The following is a 17,527-nucleotide window of genomic DNA, read 5'->3' on the forward strand; positions in this document are numbered from 1 at the left end:
TTATGCTAGATGTTTTTATTCACAACCCAGCTCTATTTTACAGCTGCGTCTTTGTATTCAGCTTATGTATTGGCAGTTTCTTAAATGTAGTTGCGTATCGTTTGCCTATTATGATGCGCAAACAGTTAACCGCTGATTACTTCGAAACCACCGAACAAGAAGCGGAGTTTGAAAAACTACAAGAACAGCCAGCATTTAATTTAATGGTGCCTCACTCTGCCTGTCCGAAGTGTCAATCTAGTATTAAACCTTGGCAGAATATCCCGGTCATCAGCTATCTATGGTTAAAAGGTAAATGTGCTAACTGTCAAACACACATTAGCGCTCGCTACCCTATTGTTGAAGCGGCTACAGGTTTACTCGGTTTATTTATCGCTCTACAATTTGGTGCCACGCTGCAAACCGCTGCACTGCTTTTATTTACCTATTTTTTGGTGGCTCTAACTCTTATCGATTTAGATGAGTATTTGCTACCTGACAGCTTAACCTTACCGCTTATTTGGATTGGTTTATTTGCCAATAGCTTCCATATTTTCACATCGCTCGAAAGTGCCGTTTATGGTGCAATCGCTGGCTATCTTTCTTTGTGGTCAATATTTTGGTTATTCAAAATTGTGACCGGTAAAGAAGGCATGGGCTACGGTGACTTCAAATTACTCGCAGCCATCGGGGCTTTGTTAGGCTGGCAAGCATTGCCTATGGTTATTTTGTTATCCAGTGCAGTCGGTGCAGTTGTGGGGATTGCTATGATCATTATTCTAGGGCGCGACAAAAACATCCCAATTCCATTCGGGCCGTACTTAGCAGCTGCAGGCTTTATTGCCGCATTATGGGGAGATGAACTCACCCAGCTCTATTTTACCTTTATAGGCATTGGCTAAATGTTTGTATTGGGTATTACTGGAGGCATCGGTAGCGGCAAAACGGCGGTCACCAACGAGTTTACCAAGTTAGGTATCAATATAGTCGATGCTGATATCGCGGCTCGCGCTGTTGTCGAAAAAGGTTCAATTGGCTTAAAAGAGATTCAACGTCATTTCGGTGATGACATATTATTAGAAGATGGCTCACTTAATCGCGCAAAATTACGTGAAATTATTTTCAAAGATAGCGACGCAAAAGTCTGGTTAGAAAAGCTAACACACCCACTAATACGGGCAGAAATTATCAAAGATTTGGAGTCCAGCAAAAGCCCTTATACCGTATTAGTTTCACCTTTATTGATTGAGTCGGGACAACACCAGTTAGTTAATCATATCCTTGTGGTGGATGTTCCCTGCCGAGTTACAACTAGAGCGAACCTGTAGGCGGGATAACAATTCGCAATCTCAAGTAAAAGCCATTATGGCGAGCCAGCTAGATCGAGAGAAACGATTAAGCTACGCGAATGATGTAATTGTGAATGACCAAACCTTAGAACACTTGCAGCAACAAGTGGCTCAGCTGAATCAGCAGTATTTAAGATTAAGTGAGATCGATAATGAACGTTAATTGCCCAACATGCTCAAAATCAGTGGAATGGAATGAAAGCTCAAAATATCGTCCATTTTGCTCTGACCGCTGCCGCCTTATTGATCTAGGCCAGTGGGCGAACGAAGAGCACGCTATTCCAGGAAAAAACGCTGAAGAAGAGCTTATGAGCGAGCAGCTCAAGCAATTAAATGAAGATTCATTCCACTAAATATAAAACAATTGTTCTACAATATAAAAATAGAAGCTCTGCTTCTATTTTTTTTTGCAATTGGTAATGCAAATCATTTCAAAATACCTACAATTAGGTAGAGAAAATTCTTTTCGCCTGTGCATAAAATAGTTTTCTCACTCGCAGATGATGCATCCATTGTTTATTGCATCGTACATACAAAAATAAATATAACTTCTCAAATTACTAGTAGGAAATACTATGCGTTCATTAGCGCTTCTATCTTTACTCTGCTTTAGCTTATTTAGCTATGCCGAGCACCCAGACAGCACATCAACTATAAAACGAGAGCACATCAAAAGTATCAGTGTTGTCGCCCCTCAGTGGAAAGACTATACGAATACAGACGGCACCGGCGTCTATTGGGATGTCATACGAGCTATATATGAGCCTCTGGGCATTGCCGTTAAAACCAATAACATTGCATGGAATCGAGCCATGAAAATGGTCAGTAAATATCATACTTACAATGCTATTATCGGCGAATATATCAATACAACCGAAACACTCATCTTCCCCCTCTACCCTATCGATGTTGAATACATGTCTTTACTAAGTAAAAACACGCAAGAGACGACATTCGTTAATATGGCCAGTTTATCCGGTAAAAAAGTCGGCTGGATCAAAGATTATGATGTTATTGCTAAAGAAAAGCGTGATTTCGAATTGGTTGAATTTCGCGGTATTGATCAGGGCATTGATTTTTTAAATTCGGGCCGTATTGACTTTCTTATAGATGATTGGGATGAGATTGCAGCCGCTATGAAGTCTAACAATATGAACACTCAAAATTATTCAGTTGACCCAATGCCAGAGGGTAAACACATTTATACCGCATTTGCTGACGATCAAATATCAAGAGAGCTCATAAAAATCTATAATGAACGTATTCCTGTATTATCGAAATCCGGTGCACTGGCAAAGATATATGAAAAATGGGATAACGCAGAGCTACCAGAAATAATTATAAATCTATCGAATTAGTACATTGAAATGCAAAAAACCGGCCTTGTGAGCCGGTTTTTTTATGCATGCTAATGGATAATTAGCATGCTATTTATATTTAAAGCTTTTCGCTTCAACTATTTATTATTATGTTTATGAACCGTTTGCCATATATAGGCGACGCTTTTTTTCACCATCAATATAAGCTAACCACTGTGATGCCGATTTCTCAACCGCTTCAAATGCTTTTGCTTGTAAAAATGTTTGTTTAGCGTTTTCTAAATCATTTAGATTGAATTGAATTAAGCCTTTTAAGATGAATGCATCATCCTGCTTTTTAAATGTTTCATCTGTTAGCGCTTGCTTCACATTTTTTAATGCTTTTTTCCACTCTTGACGTTCGGTATGAATCTGAGCCAGCTTATAAAAATCCTTTCCTGCTTGGGTTTCGCCTGCGGCTTGTGTCATAACTTGAATAGCTTCGTCATATTCTTTCGCAATCATTAAGGCATCACCTAATAACGAAAGATTTTTACCACTTTCTTCAACCACGTTTGCTTTCATACCTTTAATTAAAACCTGTGCGGCTTTGTAAGGTACTTCTTGCGATAACATGGCCTGGGCAAAGCTGACGACATGAGATTCTTTTTCTAATAAGCCTTGGTCGTAGGCCGTTTCAATAACAGACAATTCTTTTTCAGGCTTACCAAGCTCATTGTAAACCGCGCCTAACTGTACCCAATACTGTGGCTTTGGATACAATGTAATCAAATCCTTTAAGGTGCGCTCCATGGCTTTAAAGTCTTTATTTTGATAGTACACTGCACGCTCAACCAATAGCCAGCTCTCACGAGGTTGCTTGCCCTGCTGCTGAACGATTAAAATCGCTTTTTTAACATCAGGCAGAGCTTGATTATAATGTTCTAACTGGTAATTCATTTGTGCCCGTAATATATACGCTTCAGGCCCTGGCTTTTCAACAACCGCAAACCAGTCATTTAATGCAGCGATGGACTTTTTATAATCCTCCTGAATTAAGTATAGTTTTGCCACACTATATAAGGTGGTTTGCTCTAAACTTTCAGGTAAATTTTTAGTCGATAATACGTTTTTATAGGCTTTTATCGCTTTCTGCATAATTTTCACGATTAAATTCAACATAGGCAACCATATTCCACGTCATGGCTTTCTCGTATGAATTGCGTGGAATTTTTTCAATCGTTTTTGCATACTCAAGCGCTTCATCGTATTTTTTATCGTCTGATAGCTGACGAATATTATCTAATTTTTTGTATATCGCAGGACGCATGGTTTGAGCGCGCTTTACTCGACGAGGCTTTTTTTCTTTTTCAGCCGCAACGCTTTCTGAGACCGTTAGGGGCGTAAGCGATGTTACGCCAAATGCCAGTGATCCAAGCAACAGTACTGAAATAATTGAGTGTTTCATAATCGCTACCTTCACTTACTGCTTTTATCTAATTCAAAACGAATGATGTTACGAATACCTGTAACTTCAACCGCTTCGCCATTTTCGATCTTTGGCTTATATTTGAATTTTTTAGCCGCACTTATTGCTGCACGATTAAAAATATTTGGCGGATCAGCTTCTATTACTTTAGGGTCAACCACTGTGCCTAATTTACTAACTGTAAACTCCAACACCACATACCCTTCTATGCCTTTTTGCGCAGCACGGCGTGGATACTGTGGCGCAACTTTAACAATCGGCAAGTACTCGCCATCCCCTGTACTGCCACCAAGACCTGCATCCACACTTAAATCTGCACCTAAATCTAACCCCCCTATCTCCATGTCACTTGAACTGCGATCAAAGTCTGGTTTCGACATTTCAGGCTTGGGTGGCTCTTGTGGTGGCACAGGTGGTTTTTTAGGTTGACGATCTTTGGTGCGCACTTCGTCATCTTGTTGAACATGAACAAACTCAACGAGTTTGCCCAAGTCATTATCTTGAAGAACAGATCCACCTGACGAAATCAAACCCTGCATCATCAGTGCTACACAAAATGTAACACCGGCTGCAACTGCCATGGCGAATCCAAATCTAGGTGCTGCATTCAACATGTTAAGGTGACTCCGTTGCCAGTGATACATCGTAAATACCTGCAGCTCTTGCTGCATCCATCACGGCGACAAGGGTCTTAGTTCGTGCTTCTTCGTCCGCCTGCACGACAACGGTTCCCTGAGGGTTCTCAGCGTGTAAACGCTCGATGTTTGCACGTACTTGGCTTTCTTGTACTTGACGTTTGTTAATCCAAATCTCGCCGCCTTCATTAATAGCAATTAAAATATTGGCACGTGGTTTCGCCGTTGATGTACTTGCATCGGGGCGGTTTACTTCGATGCCCGACTCTTTAACAAACGATGCCGTTACGATAAAGAAGATCAGCATGATAAATACAACGTCCAACATCGGCGTAATATCAATCTCACCTTCTTCTGCTTCTGGCGTCAGATTTTGAAATCCGCGTCTCATAATGTCTTCCTCAAAATCATCACTAATTAACTAGTGATCAAATGTTAATTTATCTTCAATGTGCGATTTTTGGCGCTTGGTGTAGCGTTGAATCAATGACTGAGCAAATAAACCCGTCAATGCACCAACCATGCCCGCCATTGTTGGAATCGTTGCTTTTGAAATACCGGAGGCCATGGCTCTAGGGCTGCCGTTGCCAATAAATGCCATTACATCGAATACTTCAATCATGCCTGTCACCGTACCTAACAAACCAAACAACGGACAAAGACCCACTAGCATCTTGATTGTTCGTGTATTGGTTTCTAATCCCATTTCGACATTGGCGACCAAATCCAAACGGATTTGGTGAGCATGCCAGCTGGTTCTTTCTTTGCGTGATTCCCATTCAGCAATCACGTTAGATACCAGCTCTTTATGGCTTATAGAAAAGTAGGCAACGCGTTCTAAAATAAATAACCAAAGTAAAAATATTAAACCTAATATGGCTAAGACTACGTCTCCACCACGTTCTGTAAATAAATATACCTGCTCATACGCGTCATAAAACATAATTTAAGCCGCCTTTGCTTGATATTCTTCTTCTGCTTTACGGGCTAAAATACCAGTTGCACGCTCTTGCAGGATTTGAATCAATTCACGGCTTTTGTTATTTGTCATGGTATGTAAGAACACACATGGAATCGCCGCAACAAGACCTAATACAGTGGTCACCAATGCCTGTGAGATACCACCAGCCATTAACTTAGGATCACCAGTACCAAACAAAGACATGGTCTCAAATACATCAATCATGCCTGTGACCGTACCCAGCAAGCCTAATAATGGCGCAACTACCGAGATTATCTTGATCCAGTTAATGCCTTTGCTTAAACGAGGAATTTCATTTGAAATGGCTTCACCTAAGTGCAGCTCTAGGGTTTCAGTGTCAGCGCGGCTATTAGCATGGTATGCCGCCATAACGCGACCTAGTGCATTGTCATCCGACGGCGCTTCATTTTCCATTTGACGCTTAATGCGTTTTGATTCAGAGGTCAGCCATGTCATGCGAATAAGTGACAATAGAACACCAATAATAGCTAACGTTAAGATAATGTAACCCACCACACCACCTTGCTGAATGCGCTCAGTTAAGCCTGCCGTTTGTCCCATAATTTTAAGCAGTTGGCCACGGCTTGGGTCAATCCAAAAGCCTGTTAGTTCCGAGTTAGCATTTTCTAAATCAGCCGCAGGGCCGTTGTAACGAGAGCCTGGTTGAACTTCTAGTTCGACTAATTTTTTAGCTTCAAGGTCCCATACAAGGTAATTACCTTCAGCGACTACGTTAAAGCCACCAACACGTGTAACGGTTTTAGTCACCGTTTCACCGCTCGGTAAAACAACAGAGGCATCATATTTTGCTATGTCTCCGGTGAGTGTCATTTCACGTTGCATCTCGAACCAAAGCTGCTCCAAGTGATTAATGCTCGGTAGTTCAGAAGACGAACCTGCTAGCTTAATAAGATCAGTCAAAAATACTTCACGACCTGAAACTTGAGAACTGATAACAGAGCCTTCAAATACACCTTGTGTATCACCTGCTACCTGTTGCAAGACACCAAACATTTCTTTTAGTGAACCCAAGCGATTATTCAATCGCTCTTGTGCAACATTGATTTTTTCTTCGTTATTGGCAAAGCGCTGTTCTTTTTCGGCGCTTTCTTTTTCTAGGCGAGTACGCTCTTGTTTTTCATTTTTTAATAGTTTTTCTTGATCATATTTCGCGATATTAAAACGCTTCATACGCTTATTAAATTCAGTGTTATCACGTGCTTGACCTTCTTTAACAAGGGTCAGCAATGCATCCATATCCAAGCCCGATTTTGCTTCGCTTGCTTGAACCGGCATGATTAACGAAACAGCCACCGCACTGATTGCAACGATATTACGTAATTTCATTATTTCGCCTCCGCGGTTACAACAACAGGGGCAGCCACCGGTACTTTAATTAATTGAGGCGCTGCTTGCTCACGAGCAATACGAATACCCATCATGACTTTACTTTTATAAGATGAATCTAGTTCTTCGAACTGATTGGTTTGTGTATTCCAGACACCTAAAGTTTGACCATCAAGTGTTTGGTAAACAAGAGAAATACGGCCTGTACGTAAAAAATCCACTTCACGCTCAGAGCCATTAATCACAACATCACCACGATACGATTCGATCGTGCGGCCATAATCAATTTCTGTTTGATACGCTTCCATCACCTTGCGATATTTCTCTGCAACGGTGACATCTGAACGACCCATCATGTCTTTAATTTTAGCGACACGCTTAGCACGCTGCTCTATTAAGAAAGGAATATCGGCTTTTACAAATTGATCAACCGCATCAATCATGCGAAGCATCAAAGGCGTGATTTGACGTTCAATAAGGGTAACTTGACGAATACTTTCATCAATTTTAAGCAGTTCGCTTTCTTGGTTTAAAAGCTGTTTATTGAGTTGCTCAATATACACATTAAGGCCTTCAACTTCTTTAACAACACTGCGATATTCACGCTCAGCCGTACGGGTTTTACCATCGACATTATCTATTTTTACTTGGGCTTGTTGCGCCTTACCAACACGATCAACGCCTTTATTTATTGCTTGATCCATATCGGCGGCTTGTGCATGCATTACGCTGACCGAAAGGAAAGCGCTTGCTAATAAGCAGCTGGCTTTATTGTGAAACGGCATACAATATTTCCTGTTATTTATTAACGCTCTTTAATGAGAGCTAGAGTAATGATTGACAGGAAGGACGATACGCCGATTTTATGACAGCGATATTACATGACAGTCTGGTTTCAAAGAATTTTCAGTTTTATGTATGGGATATTACAAAGTGTCACAGAAGTGAAACATTTAAATTTTTATATAGTAAATCACAAGCAAAAAAAAAACGGCACCTATAGGTGCCGTTTTAACAGTTTTTAGATATTAACGATCTAATGAACCATCAATGATCCAACCTGCATACCAAGCTGTAGCAGCTGCTTGACCTGGTGCAACCGCACCTACATAAGTAGTTGTATCGAACACGAAGTTTGATCCGTTATCCGTTGCAACAGGTGTTGTAGAAGCAACTGTTCCATTGCTAGTTAATGCAAAAGCAGTATCAAAAGCGATATCAGCTTCAACTAGGTTAACATTAGTATCAGGGTCTTCTTTCTTGAAAGTAGAGCCACAATCTGATGCCACAATGTTTGTTAGGTTAACTACTGATGCAATTTTATCTGTAGCATCTGGGTTAGATGTCTCACCATCAGCCAACTTAGAATCACCATCATGATCAGAATAGTCGATACGAACACATTGATCACTAAAACCAGCTACAACAGTGTTGTAAATGTTTGCAGTGACAGAACCGCGTAGACGCATGCCAGGCTCTTCTTTATCAGCAACATTATTAATTTTGCTACCTAAAATAGTAACGTTAGCAATAGTCGCTGCAGTTTGAGGAACATAATCAGTATCAGATGAGTTTGCTTCGATTGCGCGGGGATCGTTAGAACCGTAAGGGCCAGTACGTGCTGCATCTTGGTCTTTCATAATAATAACGTGTTGAATATTACCCATATAACCTTCATCGAAATCGATATCGTCATCATTCATTATTGGTTAGCACTGCATGTTTTACGTTTACTGTACCACCAAACCATTCGATACCATCATCTAGGTTACCGTGTACTTGAACATAATCAACGATAGTTCCGTGACCAACACCTTGAAGGGTTAGACCATTAAGCTCATTATTAGGGCCTGCAACTTTACCGGCTTCGGCGATACGTACGTATTTGATAATACCGCTGTTATCAGCCTTATCAGCACCACCATAATTACCAACAAAATCACCACCTTCACCAGCAACGTTACATACTACTGTACCGCATACGCCAGTATTACCTGCACCGTACTGTGGAGCAAAACCTTGAATTACAACACCACCCCATTCGCCAGTACCATCATATCCAGCATCTGAAGAAGCAAACGTAATTGGGTTTGCTGCAGTACCTTCTGCATTTAATTTAGAGCCACGAGTTACAAGTAACACACCGTCATTATTTGCTTTAACTTCCACACCAGGCTCAATCGTAAGAGTTACGCCAGCTGCTTTAACCGCTGAAATTCCTGCTGCATCCGCAATCGTTCCGTTACCTTCGCCAATCTGAAACACATCATCTAGTGTATATTCAACACCTGATTTTAAAGTCAAGTTTTCTTTAAGTATGCCCTTAAGCACACATTCTGTCGCTGAATCAGCACAAGGTGTGAATGCTTTCTCAACCACATCATTTGAGTCGCTATCGCTGCCACAACCTACTAAAGTTGCACTTAGAATCGCTGTTGCCAATAGAGTTTGTTTTTTCATTATCAGTCCTCTGACTTTTATTTTACGTTTTAATTTATTATGTTTTGGTGATAACTAACTTAGCTTTTTTTTATGACAGTTTTGTTAATGAAATATGTATTTTTTATTTTCTTCACCCATAAAAAAACCAGCTGATTAGCTGGTTTTTTTAATAAAATATAATTAAAAAATATAGTCAATTCCAACTGATGCATCAATTCCTGTTTTATAGCTTTCAATGACCTGATCATTTTGAGTATATTCAACCGGTTCGTCAGTCAAGTTACTAGCCTTACCCTTTATAGTTAAATTTTCTGTAAGATCCAATTTGTATACTAAATCCAATGTAGTGCGGCCCTTTTCATATTCATTAGCAAGTGAACCACGTACAACTTTTTCAATCCGATCTCCAAAATGATTGATTAAAACTGTAACAGTTTGACCAGTAGCTAAGTGATCGACACCAAACTGAACATTAGCAAGAACCTCCGATTGCCCCTGTAATTCACGTGTTTTATCACCTTCTAAACGTGCAGATTCAAAATCTAAAGTCACTTCGGAATCAATCCAAGCAAAGTTACCCGATAAAAATCCACTAAAATTATCGGTATCCAATATATCTACTTTAAAATCTAGCTCTACGCCTAATAAATCTGCTGAGTCAGAGTTTTCATAAGTATCACCTTGGCCTGCGCTACCAGATGCATCAGGTACTGTTTTTTCAATAGGTTTATCTATTGCTTTATTAAACAATGCTAATGAAATGCTTTCAGAGTCAGATAAATAATACTCAGCACGGAAATCCAAGTTTGTAATTTTTGATAACTCTAAATCTGGATTACCAATAATGGCGTCATCTGTTTCTGGGTCATAAAATTTAGATTTAGCTAATTCAGTTAAACCCGGGCGTGATACAGTATTCGATGCTCCAAAACGAAATTGCCATTCCTCCACTGGCTTCCAAATAGCTGACATCATCGGTAATATTTCACTGGTATCGAGTGATGAATTCGCGCTTGGTTTTTTCGAATATGTAATTTCTTGTGAGGCATCCTCTAAGCGTGCACCAGCTAAAAACACCCATGATTCATTTGGCTCATATTGATAGGATTGGTAAATAGCAAGCATAGATTCAGCGGCATCATAGTTATCTGTTTCGGTAGTATTTGCTTTTAGTCTTAAATTATAGCTGTCATTAGCGAAGATTGTTTCTATATCTTGGCCAGGAGTGAAGTTTTCAGCACCGTCTACAGAGTATCGAGCTAGCTCAACTTCACGATCTTTTTGACTCAATAGCATACCCGTTTTAATTTTCATTAAACTACCATTATCAAATGCACGTTCAAAAGTGTGATCAACACCTGTATCCAAACTTATTTCAGATAGTTCAGAAAAACGTCTTTCTATCATACTTAATATAAGTAGATTGTTTTCATATCCATATGTACGACGATCTGGCTCATAACGACTGGTATGTGAAATACCTGCACGCCAATCCAGTGTATGCTCTGCCCCCAAGAAGACTAAACCACTAAACTGTTGGGAAAAGAACTGACGTTCAACCCACTGTAATGTGGTTTGATTTATATCTTTACCTTCTTTATTTATACCTACTTGCTTTCGAGTCGTGTCATCCGTTTTACGTAACAAGATAGTTTTACTTAAATATTCATTACCTGCATTTGTTTCAATACCCGTTACAAAATAACCGGTTAAATCCACTTTGTATTGACTACGCTCATAATCAAAATTACCAGAGGTATCACGAATATAAGCATCCTCACGATTTGACCATTCACTTTTATATTCAAGCGCGCCGTAATAGGCAAGTTCGCCATAACCTTTCTCTAAACGATCACCAAAAGAATACGCAATTGAAACATCCGGTATAGCCGTTGTTTGCTTTGTATTGTATTGCGAGTGATCAAATTCATTTAATAGAGCTTTGTTGCCGCCATTACTGCCACCATCCGTTTCGCTATCAACACGACTTGGTACTTCACGGGTTCCGTCATCAATACCAATAAAGTCAGTATCACCGCCTTCATATGAGATAACATCTTGGCCGGTCACTTGTGAGTTAAAACCAATCGAAGCCGATAATTTACTGGTGTTATCGTCCGGTAAGTCTTTAGTGCGCATACGAATGGCACCACCCGTTGTATCCCCTGGTAAATCTGGCGTGTAGCTTTTTTGAATTTCAATTCCACCTAAAACACTAGCCGGAAATAAATCTAACGGAACATCACGACGCATTGGGTCAGTACTTGGCATCCCCAAGCCATTTAGGGTTGAAGATATATAACGACCTTGTAAGCCACGTACAACTGCATACTGACCACCAATCAGTGAAACCCCAGCCACACGTTTAAGCGCAGACGCTGCATTTGAATCACCAAAACGAGACATTTGTTCTGCACCAATCGCACTTAGCACCGCACTTGAGTCACGCTGTTGAGACGTTGCCGTAGAGGGAATGTAAGAACCCACTGCCACCACTTCTTCGATAGCGCTATTGCCGCTTAGGCTCATATTAATGTTTAAAGCCGTTGCGCGATTACCAAATACGCGCATGGCTTTTACATCACGATTACCATACGAAGAATGGGCAATGCGTAAGTCATATTCGCCACGTGGTAACTCTAATTCAAAATAGCCTTCACCATTGGTTTTAGCCGATACGTCTGAACCGTCAACGGATACACGTGCACCTTCAACGCCACCACCGGTTTCGTCAGATTCGATATAACCCGATATTTGTCCCAATACAGCCGCGTCTTCAGCGCCTGGTGTGTACACGCTAATATCCGGTATCGCTTCACCGCCGATCATATCGACTTTAATTTCAGCATTTTGTTCGCTGCTTGCGTTGAATTCAAATTCGCCAGCCCATTCGCCGAATTCGCTTAATTCAACTTGATGCTTACCGCCTTTAAGGTCAAAGCTAACCACACCATTTTTTCCAACCAGCTTACGGTTTCCATCCACCGTCACTGACAAGGTATCCACAGGCTTACCTTGTTCGGTTATATAAAAAACAGTCTCGCCTGCAAAGGCACCCGAGGCACTAATCGCGGCAATCAGACCTGCCAGCAAATTACGTTTCATATTCACTCCAACTCTCTTGAATTTAGTTTTTAAGATGGCGCTGACGATAGTTCTGCTATGTGACAGCTGTGTTACATGACATTTGAGTTGCAGTTAGGCTGCATTTTTATGGCGAAAATATGACAAGTTGATTGGCTAGACCCCAGCATTCACAGGGGGTATACAGTTAAGTTCATGAGGGGGGCTTATATATGAAATTTTTATGACAATTTGACTAGCTAGGTCTAATACTAATAAGCCGTGCGGTTTTTCACGATTTTGTCTGTTCAGCGGATATGCCGCTCGCCTTTAACCGTTAAGGCCTTTAAAATGCTCTCTCATTCTTTGCACATTTAGTTACCGTGTCCGATACCGTCAACATCATCGAAACCCAAGACATTACGCCTGCAACAATCACAGCTGATAACAAGTGTGATTTTTGCTCAGCCCTATGCTGCTCCTATATCACCCAAGAGATTGATACGCCACGTACCATGCATGCGTTTGATGTACTACTGTGGCAAGTGGCCCACAAAGGCATTCATGTCTTTAAGGATGGCAACGGTTGGTATTTGCTCAGTATGAACAAGTGTGAGTTTGTGATGCCAGATAACCGCTGTGGGATTTACGAAACCCGCCCGATGATCTGCAGAGACCATAGCAATAATGCCTGTGAGTTTGATGTTCCGATTGATGAAGGTTGTGACCTGTATTTCCAAGCATTTGAAGAGCTAGACAGTTACTGCCGAAAACGCTTTAAGACCTGGGATAAGCGCCTGCAAAAGTTCGAAGACGAACAAGCCAAGGCTCGCGCAAAGGCCAAGTAACATCATACCTTCCCAGCCCCGTCGTACTAAAGACGGGACTTAAGGTATAGCGCATCTTCACATATACCCATTACTTGAGCGTCTTAATCGATAACGGCCTTAGCTGCTTTTACTAAACGCTCATTTTCTGTCTAACAACCGCTTTTGGTATATTTGCACATATAAAATAGGCTAGATGGCGCTTTTTATATTCCAACGGCTGTTCAAACACCTGTCTAATGCCTCTTTATCATCTATGCTCAATTCATGATAGATAACGAAAAGAGCACTCCATGTATTGGCGAATTGTGCCAGCCCTGCTTTACCTATTACCGACCCTTGCGTATAGCCAAACGGGCTTAGCAAAAGCGTATCAGGTGCATTTTGTTGATGATGATAACCAGCCAATACAATATGTGGTCATTGCACACCCCACCACTGCGGTTAATAAAAGCGCCTCTTCTCAAAAAAATGCGGTTATCGATCAAATTAACATGCAGTTTTCCCCAATGGTCATTGCGGTCGAGCAAGGCCAGTCTGTCAACTTTCCTAATAGCGATAACATTCGCCACCATGTTTATTCGTTTTCAAAAGCAAAACGATTTGAAACAAAGTTATACGCCAATAAGCCAGAAGCACCGGTTGTTTTCAATCAACCTGGGCTTGTGGTTCTAGGTTGTAACATTCATGACAGCATGGTTGGCTATATATTTGTATCTCCTTGGCAAGATTTTGGAGTCAGCAACATTCATGGCGTCGCGAACATAAATGCACCAGAGCCACCCAAAAAACTAGAGTATTGGCACCCTTGGAGCCTCACACCCAACCAAGTTAATACTTATCAGATAAAAGAATGGCCGCAAACGGGCCCTCTGCTTATTCAGCTTATGCTCAATAAACCGGCATCAACGCCAGTATTTAAAACCTTTAAACGTGGGTTTGGCAGCCCATGAAAATACGCCTAGGCAATCGTATTGCCATATTGTTCCTAAGTATATTAATTATCAGCGCAATCGCGACGATTGGCTCTGTACTCTTGGCGACCAATAGTAGCGTTAAGACACAAGCGCAAGCGAAACTCAAAGTCGGTAAAAATGTATTTGAACAACTGCTATACGAACGTGGTAATCAGCTTTTAAATGCAGCAACGGTATTGGTTGCAGACTTCGGCTTTAAAGATGCAATCTCGTCAAACGATCAAGCCACAATAGAATCAGCTCTTATTAACAATCGTGCACGCATTAACGCAGACCTAATGTTTCTTATTACATTAGACGGCAGCATAATTAGCAGCGATAGCGAGCATCAAACGAATAAATACTTATTTAAAGAACTTTTATTATCGGCTCAGATATCAAATGGTACTTGCAGGCATACTATTTATCAACGATGGGATTTTTCAATTTGCCATGCTACCGGTTAAAGCACCGGTAATACTTGGTTGGGCTGTTATTGCAACAAAAATTGACCAAGATTTTGCATTACAATTAAAAGAAATTACGACCCTAGATGTGATATTTAAAGCGGAGAACGAGAAAAATCAATCATCTATTATTTCAACCATAAAAAACGACTCAGAAGATAGCAATACATCAAAAAATAACATTATCGCTATAAATGAAATATTAGAAAATAGAAACGAACAATATTTAACACTCCCTGTCACACTGTCTGAATCAAAATTTTACAACATAAATGCCTACTTAAACACGTCTCTTAACGAGTCTTATTTACTTTTCTATCAGTTAAAAATACAAGTCATAGTAATCGCTTGTATAACATTAATACTATCAATTATTAGCGCTTTTATTATCGCCAGAAAAATAACAAAACCGATTACAAATTTTGTTAAAATAACAAAAGAGATAAGTTCAGGCAATTACAGAGAGGAAATCACACAGGAATACAAAAGCTATGAAATAGAAAACCTGAGAAAACATTTCAATAAAATGCAAAAAGAGATTTCACTCAGAGAAGAGGAACTTACATTCCTTGCTTACAACGACAGTTTAACGGGCGTTGCAAACAGAAGCTACATAATAAAACAACTGTCCGATTCAATACTCAACAACCCAAAAAAAGAGCTCGCTATCGTAAGAGTTTGCATCGATAAATTTAAAGAAACAAATGATACATTTGGCTATGATATTGGCGACGAGGTTTTAATTTGCTTTGCTCAAGTATTAATCTCTTACACTTACAGAACACATTACGTAGCAAGAATAAGCGCGGCAGAGTTTATTATTATATTTAACGACATCAATGAAAACACAATATTAAACAAGCTAATTAATTTACAAACAATACTGCAACACCCGTTAACCGTTAATGATATACGTTTAATAAATCATATTATCATGGGTATTTCATTCTACCCAAAACAAGGTATTGGTGCAGAACAGCTATTACGACGAAGCGAAATCGCCCTAAACTATGCGAAAAGCTTGAACCAGGATTACGCTATCTACCAAGACGGCCAGGATGAGCGGCATTTACGACAAATTGATTTAATCAACGACCTTAAAATCGCATTAGAGAACAACGCACTCAATATTTTTTATCAAGCCAAAATTGATAACAAAATAAATAAAGTCACGCAAGCTGAAGCGCTTTTACGCTGGACTCACCAAGAATATGGATTTATCTCACCAGAAGAATTCATAAAACTAGCCGAGCAAACGGGTTTAATGCCAACACTGACACAATGGGTATTAACCAATGTTTTTATGCAAGTTAAGCAGTGGCATAAAAAAGGGCTGAACATCAATATTGCGATCAACTTATCGGCCTTTGACCTTGTTAATGATTTCCCGGATAAAATATCATCACTTTTAATTAAACATGATTTATCACCTAGCTGCATTTTACTTTGAAATAACAGAAAGTGCATTCATGAATAACCCTGACGTTGCAATTGACGTATTGCATAAGCTTAAAAACATAGGTTTTTTATTATCAATTGATGATTATGGAACTGGGTATTCCTCTCTATCGCAACTCAAAAAAATGCCTGTGGATGAGTTAAAAATAGATAAGTCATTTGTGCTTAACTTAGAGCATGATAAAAATGATCAAGCCATCGTAAAATCAACCATTGAACTTGCCCATGATATTGGCTTAAGCGTGGTGGCTGAAGGTGTTGAAACATTAGAATCCTTTACCATGCTAAAAAAATGGGGCTGCAATAAAATGCAAGGTTATTATATTAGTCGCCCTATTAATGCAGACGACTTTGAGACATGGATAAAAACATACAAAGTGCCCGAGGTACCGCGATGAGATTTGTCATTTTAAGTGCACTAATTTTACTGTTTATCAATAATACCTCGGCAGAGAATGGGAAACTGTTAGCAACATCAGGTGTTAGCCCAGTCGAGGGTGGCGGCGGTGGTGGCTTAGTACCTTGGGCATTGTTAAGTGGATATACCACTCAAGAAGAAATTGGCCTTAGTGCCACCATGAGTGAGGCTGATGTTACCGATTACACGCTGTCATCTCATGGTTTTTCCGCCAGTTTTTATGATCGTTTCGAGGTATCGTTTTCTCAATTACGCTTTGAAAATAAAGTGGGCGGCGTGGATATAAAAGAAAATATCATGGGTATCAAAGCACGAGTATATGGTGACGCTGTATATGGCCAATGGCCACAAGTTAGTGTCGGTTTTCAGCATAAAAGACTGTTAGATGAAGACGTTGCCAACTCACTGAGTGCAAGCGACACCAAAGGCAATGATATTTATATCAGCGCGGCGAAAGTATGGCTTAACGGGCCATTAAACCGAACCGTTCTGCTTAATTCCAATATCCGTTATTCAAAGGCCAATCAACTGGGCCTACTGGGTTTTGGCACACCGGATAATAATGAGGCTGAATTCTTACTCGAGATCGCAACCGCTTTTTTTATTAATAGGCGCATCGCAATAGGAATGGAATATAGGCAAAAACCAGACAATATCAAAGGTGTTAAAGAAGACGATTGGCAGGATGTTTTTATTGCTTACTTTCCGAGCAAGTCTCTTTCTTTAACATTCGCGTATTTGCAGCTAGGCGAGATTGCCACTAAAAAAGATCAAACAGGTATGTATTTTTCGTTACAAGGGTCTTTTTAAGGAGGGG

Annotated in this window: 19 protein-coding genes and 1 pseudogene; 10 read left to right on the forward strand and 10 right to left on the reverse strand. The window is 40.2% G+C overall.

Going from position 1 to position 17,527, the window contains the following annotated elements; all coding sequences use genetic code 11:
- Positions 1–2: 2 nt before the first annotated feature.
- The 4 genes and pseudogenes from ACU6U9_RS00525 to ACU6U9_RS00540 all read left to right on the forward strand — a co-directional run bounded on the left by ACU6U9_RS00525 (position 3) and on the right by ACU6U9_RS00540 (position 2,686).
- The gene (locus ACU6U9_RS00525; protein ID WP_446733138.1) at positions 3–881 is read left to right on the forward strand and encodes a prepilin peptidase; all 879 of its coding nucleotides are present in this window, start codon (positions 3–5) and stop codon (positions 879–881) included.
- A pseudogene (gene coaE / locus ACU6U9_RS00530) lies at positions 882–1,491 on the forward strand (dephospho-CoA kinase). It abuts the gene before it with no gap.
- On the forward strand, positions 1,481–1,681 hold the full coding sequence (gene yacG, locus ACU6U9_RS00535) for a DNA gyrase inhibitor YacG (protein WP_446733139.1): 201 nt from the start codon (positions 1,481–1,483) through the stop codon (positions 1,679–1,681). The pseudogene coaE and the gene yacG overlap by 11 nt, the downstream one beginning before the upstream one ends.
- Positions 1,682–1,903: 222 nt before the next feature.
- Positions 1,904–2,686: a substrate-binding periplasmic protein gene (locus tag ACU6U9_RS00540; protein ID WP_446733140.1), complete on the forward strand. Its 783-nt coding sequence runs from the start codon at positions 1,904–1,906 to the stop codon at positions 2,684–2,686.
- A 114-nt stretch (positions 2,687–2,800) separates the two neighbouring features.
- Here ACU6U9_RS00540 and ACU6U9_RS00545 read toward each other — a convergent pair whose 3' ends face one another.
- The 10 genes from ACU6U9_RS00545 to ACU6U9_RS00590 all read right to left on the reverse strand — a co-directional run bounded on the left by ACU6U9_RS00545 (position 2,801) and on the right by ACU6U9_RS00590 (position 12,626).
- On the reverse strand, positions 2,801–3,784 hold the full coding sequence (locus ACU6U9_RS00545; protein WP_446733141.1) for a tetratricopeptide repeat protein: 984 nt from the start codon (positions 3,782–3,784) through the stop codon (positions 2,801–2,803).
- Positions 3,759–4,094, reverse strand: coding sequence for a hypothetical protein (locus ACU6U9_RS00550; protein ID WP_446733142.1), 336 nt, complete (start codon positions 4,092–4,094; stop codon positions 3,759–3,761). The genes ACU6U9_RS00545 and ACU6U9_RS00550 overlap by 26 nt, the downstream gene beginning before the upstream one ends.
- 11 nt (positions 4,095–4,105) lie before the next feature.
- Positions 4,106–4,729: an energy transducer TonB gene (locus tag ACU6U9_RS00555; protein WP_446733143.1), complete on the reverse strand. Its 624-nt coding sequence runs from the start codon at positions 4,727–4,729 to the stop codon at positions 4,106–4,108.
- A 1-nt stretch (position 4,730) separates the two neighbouring features.
- Positions 4,731–5,141, reverse strand: coding sequence for an ExbD/TolR family protein (locus ACU6U9_RS00560; RefSeq protein ID WP_446733144.1), 411 nt, complete (start codon positions 5,139–5,141; stop codon positions 4,731–4,733).
- Positions 5,142–5,171: 30 nt separating this feature from the next.
- Positions 5,172–5,693 (reverse strand): MotA/TolQ/ExbB proton channel family protein, encoded by a 522-nt coding sequence (locus ACU6U9_RS00565; RefSeq protein WP_446733145.1) that lies wholly within the window; start codon positions 5,691–5,693, stop codon positions 5,172–5,174.
- 3 nt (positions 5,694–5,696) lie between these two features.
- The gene (locus ACU6U9_RS00570; protein WP_446733146.1) at positions 5,697–7,079 is read right to left on the reverse strand and encodes a MotA/TolQ/ExbB proton channel family protein; all 1,383 of its coding nucleotides are present in this window, start codon (positions 7,077–7,079) and stop codon (positions 5,697–5,699) included.
- Positions 7,079–7,864 carry a DUF3450 domain-containing protein gene (locus ACU6U9_RS00575; RefSeq protein ID WP_446733147.1) on the reverse strand — a complete coding sequence of 262 codons (786 nt, stop codon included), beginning with the start codon at positions 7,862–7,864 and terminating at the stop codon, positions 7,079–7,081. The genes ACU6U9_RS00570 and ACU6U9_RS00575 overlap by 1 nt, the downstream gene beginning before the upstream one ends.
- 243 nt (positions 7,865–8,107) lie before the next feature.
- On the reverse strand, positions 8,108–8,782 hold the full coding sequence (locus ACU6U9_RS00580; RefSeq protein ID WP_446733148.1) for a hypothetical protein: 675 nt from the start codon (positions 8,780–8,782) through the stop codon (positions 8,108–8,110).
- Positions 8,775–9,539, reverse strand: coding sequence for a hypothetical protein (locus ACU6U9_RS00585; RefSeq protein WP_446733149.1), 765 nt, complete (start codon positions 9,537–9,539; stop codon positions 8,775–8,777). Before ACU6U9_RS00585 ends, ACU6U9_RS00580 begins: the two co-directional genes overlap by 8 nt.
- 162 nt (positions 9,540–9,701) lie before the next feature.
- On the reverse strand, positions 9,702–12,626 hold the full coding sequence (locus ACU6U9_RS00590) for a TonB-dependent receptor domain-containing protein (RefSeq protein WP_446733150.1): 2,925 nt from the start codon (positions 12,624–12,626) through the stop codon (positions 9,702–9,704).
- 341 nt (positions 12,627–12,967) lie between these two features.
- Here ACU6U9_RS00590 and ACU6U9_RS00595 point away from each other — a divergent pair, with 341 nt between their 5' ends.
- The 6 genes from ACU6U9_RS00595 to ACU6U9_RS00620 all read left to right on the forward strand — a co-directional run bounded on the left by ACU6U9_RS00595 (position 12,968) and on the right by ACU6U9_RS00620 (position 17,520).
- A complete protein-coding gene (locus ACU6U9_RS00595) occupies positions 12,968–13,432 on the forward strand; it encodes a YkgJ family cysteine cluster protein (RefSeq protein WP_446733151.1) in 465 nt (154 codons plus the stop codon).
- Between the two features lie 272 nt (positions 13,433–13,704).
- The gene (locus ACU6U9_RS00600) at positions 13,705–14,364 is read left to right on the forward strand and encodes a methylamine utilization protein (RefSeq protein ID WP_446733152.1); all 660 of its coding nucleotides are present in this window, start codon (positions 13,705–13,707) and stop codon (positions 14,362–14,364) included.
- Positions 14,361–14,834 (forward strand): cache domain-containing protein, encoded by a 474-nt coding sequence (locus tag ACU6U9_RS00605; RefSeq protein ID WP_446733153.1) that lies wholly within the window; start codon positions 14,361–14,363, stop codon positions 14,832–14,834. The genes ACU6U9_RS00600 and ACU6U9_RS00605 overlap by 4 nt, the downstream gene beginning before the upstream one ends.
- Positions 14,770–16,284 (forward strand): diguanylate cyclase domain-containing protein, encoded by a 1,515-nt coding sequence (locus ACU6U9_RS00610; protein ID WP_446733154.1) that lies wholly within the window; start codon positions 14,770–14,772, stop codon positions 16,282–16,284. Before ACU6U9_RS00605 ends, ACU6U9_RS00610 begins: the two co-directional genes overlap by 65 nt.
- A gap of 19 nt (positions 16,285–16,303) precedes the next feature.
- A complete protein-coding gene (locus ACU6U9_RS00615) occupies positions 16,304–16,690 on the forward strand; it encodes an EAL domain-containing protein (RefSeq protein ID WP_446733155.1) in 387 nt (128 codons plus the stop codon).
- Positions 16,687–17,520, forward strand: coding sequence for a DUF3034 family protein (locus tag ACU6U9_RS00620; RefSeq protein WP_446733156.1), 834 nt, complete (start codon positions 16,687–16,689; stop codon positions 17,518–17,520). The genes ACU6U9_RS00615 and ACU6U9_RS00620 overlap by 4 nt, the downstream gene beginning before the upstream one ends.
- Positions 17,521–17,527 lie beyond the last annotated feature (7 nt).

The organism is Pseudomonas sp. HK3 (assembly GCF_052920985.1).

What these genes read in the sequence shown, in the direction of transcription:
- ACU6U9_RS00560 (WP_446733144.1), bottom strand. Translation starts at nt 5,141, where the DNA reads ATGAGACGCGGATTTCAAAATCTGACGCCAGAAGCAGAAGAAGGTGAG.
- ACU6U9_RS00605 (WP_446733153.1), top strand. Translation starts at nt 14,361, where the DNA reads ATGAAAATACGCCTAGGCAATCGTATTGCCATATTGTTCCTAAGTATA.
- ACU6U9_RS00620 (WP_446733156.1), top strand. Translation starts at nt 16,687, where the DNA reads ATGAGATTTGTCATTTTAAGTGCACTAATTTTACTGTTTATCAATAAT.
- ACU6U9_RS00585 (WP_446733149.1), bottom strand. Translation starts at nt 9,539, where the DNA reads ATGAAAAAACAAACTCTATTGGCAACAGCGATTCTAAGTGCAACTTTA.
- ACU6U9_RS00540 (WP_446733140.1), top strand. Translation starts at nt 1,904, where the DNA reads ATGCGTTCATTAGCGCTTCTATCTTTACTCTGCTTTAGCTTATTTAGC.
- ACU6U9_RS00615 (WP_446733155.1), top strand. Translation starts at nt 16,304, where the DNA reads ATGAATAACCCTGACGTTGCAATTGACGTATTGCATAAGCTTAAAAAC.
- ACU6U9_RS00555 (WP_446733143.1), bottom strand. Translation starts at nt 4,729, where the DNA reads ATGTTGAATGCAGCACCTAGATTTGGATTCGCCATGGCAGTTGCAGCC.
- ACU6U9_RS00590 (WP_446733150.1), bottom strand. Translation starts at nt 12,626, where the DNA reads ATGAAACGTAATTTGCTGGCAGGTCTGATTGCCGCGATTAGTGCCTCG.
- ACU6U9_RS00525 (WP_446733138.1), top strand. Translation starts at nt 3, where the DNA reads ATGCTAGATGTTTTTATTCACAACCCAGCTCTATTTTACAGCTGCGTC.
- ACU6U9_RS00575 (WP_446733147.1), bottom strand. Translation starts at nt 7,864, where the DNA reads ATGCCGTTTCACAATAAAGCCAGCTGCTTATTAGCAAGCGCTTTCCTT.
- ACU6U9_RS00570 (WP_446733146.1), bottom strand. Translation starts at nt 7,079, where the DNA reads ATGAAATTACGTAATATCGTTGCAATCAGTGCGGTGGCTGTTTCGTTA.
- ACU6U9_RS00600 (WP_446733152.1), top strand. Translation starts at nt 13,705, where the DNA reads ATGTATTGGCGAATTGTGCCAGCCCTGCTTTACCTATTACCGACCCTT.
- yacG (WP_446733139.1), top strand. Translation starts at nt 1,481, where the DNA reads ATGAACGTTAATTGCCCAACATGCTCAAAATCAGTGGAATGGAATGAA.
- ACU6U9_RS00545 (WP_446733141.1), bottom strand. Translation starts at nt 3,784, where the DNA reads ATGCAGAAAGCGATAAAAGCCTATAAAAACGTATTATCGACTAAAAAT.
- ACU6U9_RS00580 (WP_446733148.1), bottom strand. Translation starts at nt 8,782, where the DNA reads ATGAATGATGACGATATCGATTTCGATGAAGGTTATATGGGTAATATT.
- ACU6U9_RS00610 (WP_446733154.1), top strand. Translation starts at nt 14,770, where the DNA reads ATGGTACTTGCAGGCATACTATTTATCAACGATGGGATTTTTCAATTT.
- ACU6U9_RS00565 (WP_446733145.1), bottom strand. Translation starts at nt 5,693, where the DNA reads ATGTTTTATGACGCGTATGAGCAGGTATATTTATTTACAGAACGTGGT.
- ACU6U9_RS00550 (WP_446733142.1), bottom strand. Translation starts at nt 4,094, where the DNA reads ATGAAACACTCAATTATTTCAGTACTGTTGCTTGGATCACTGGCATTT.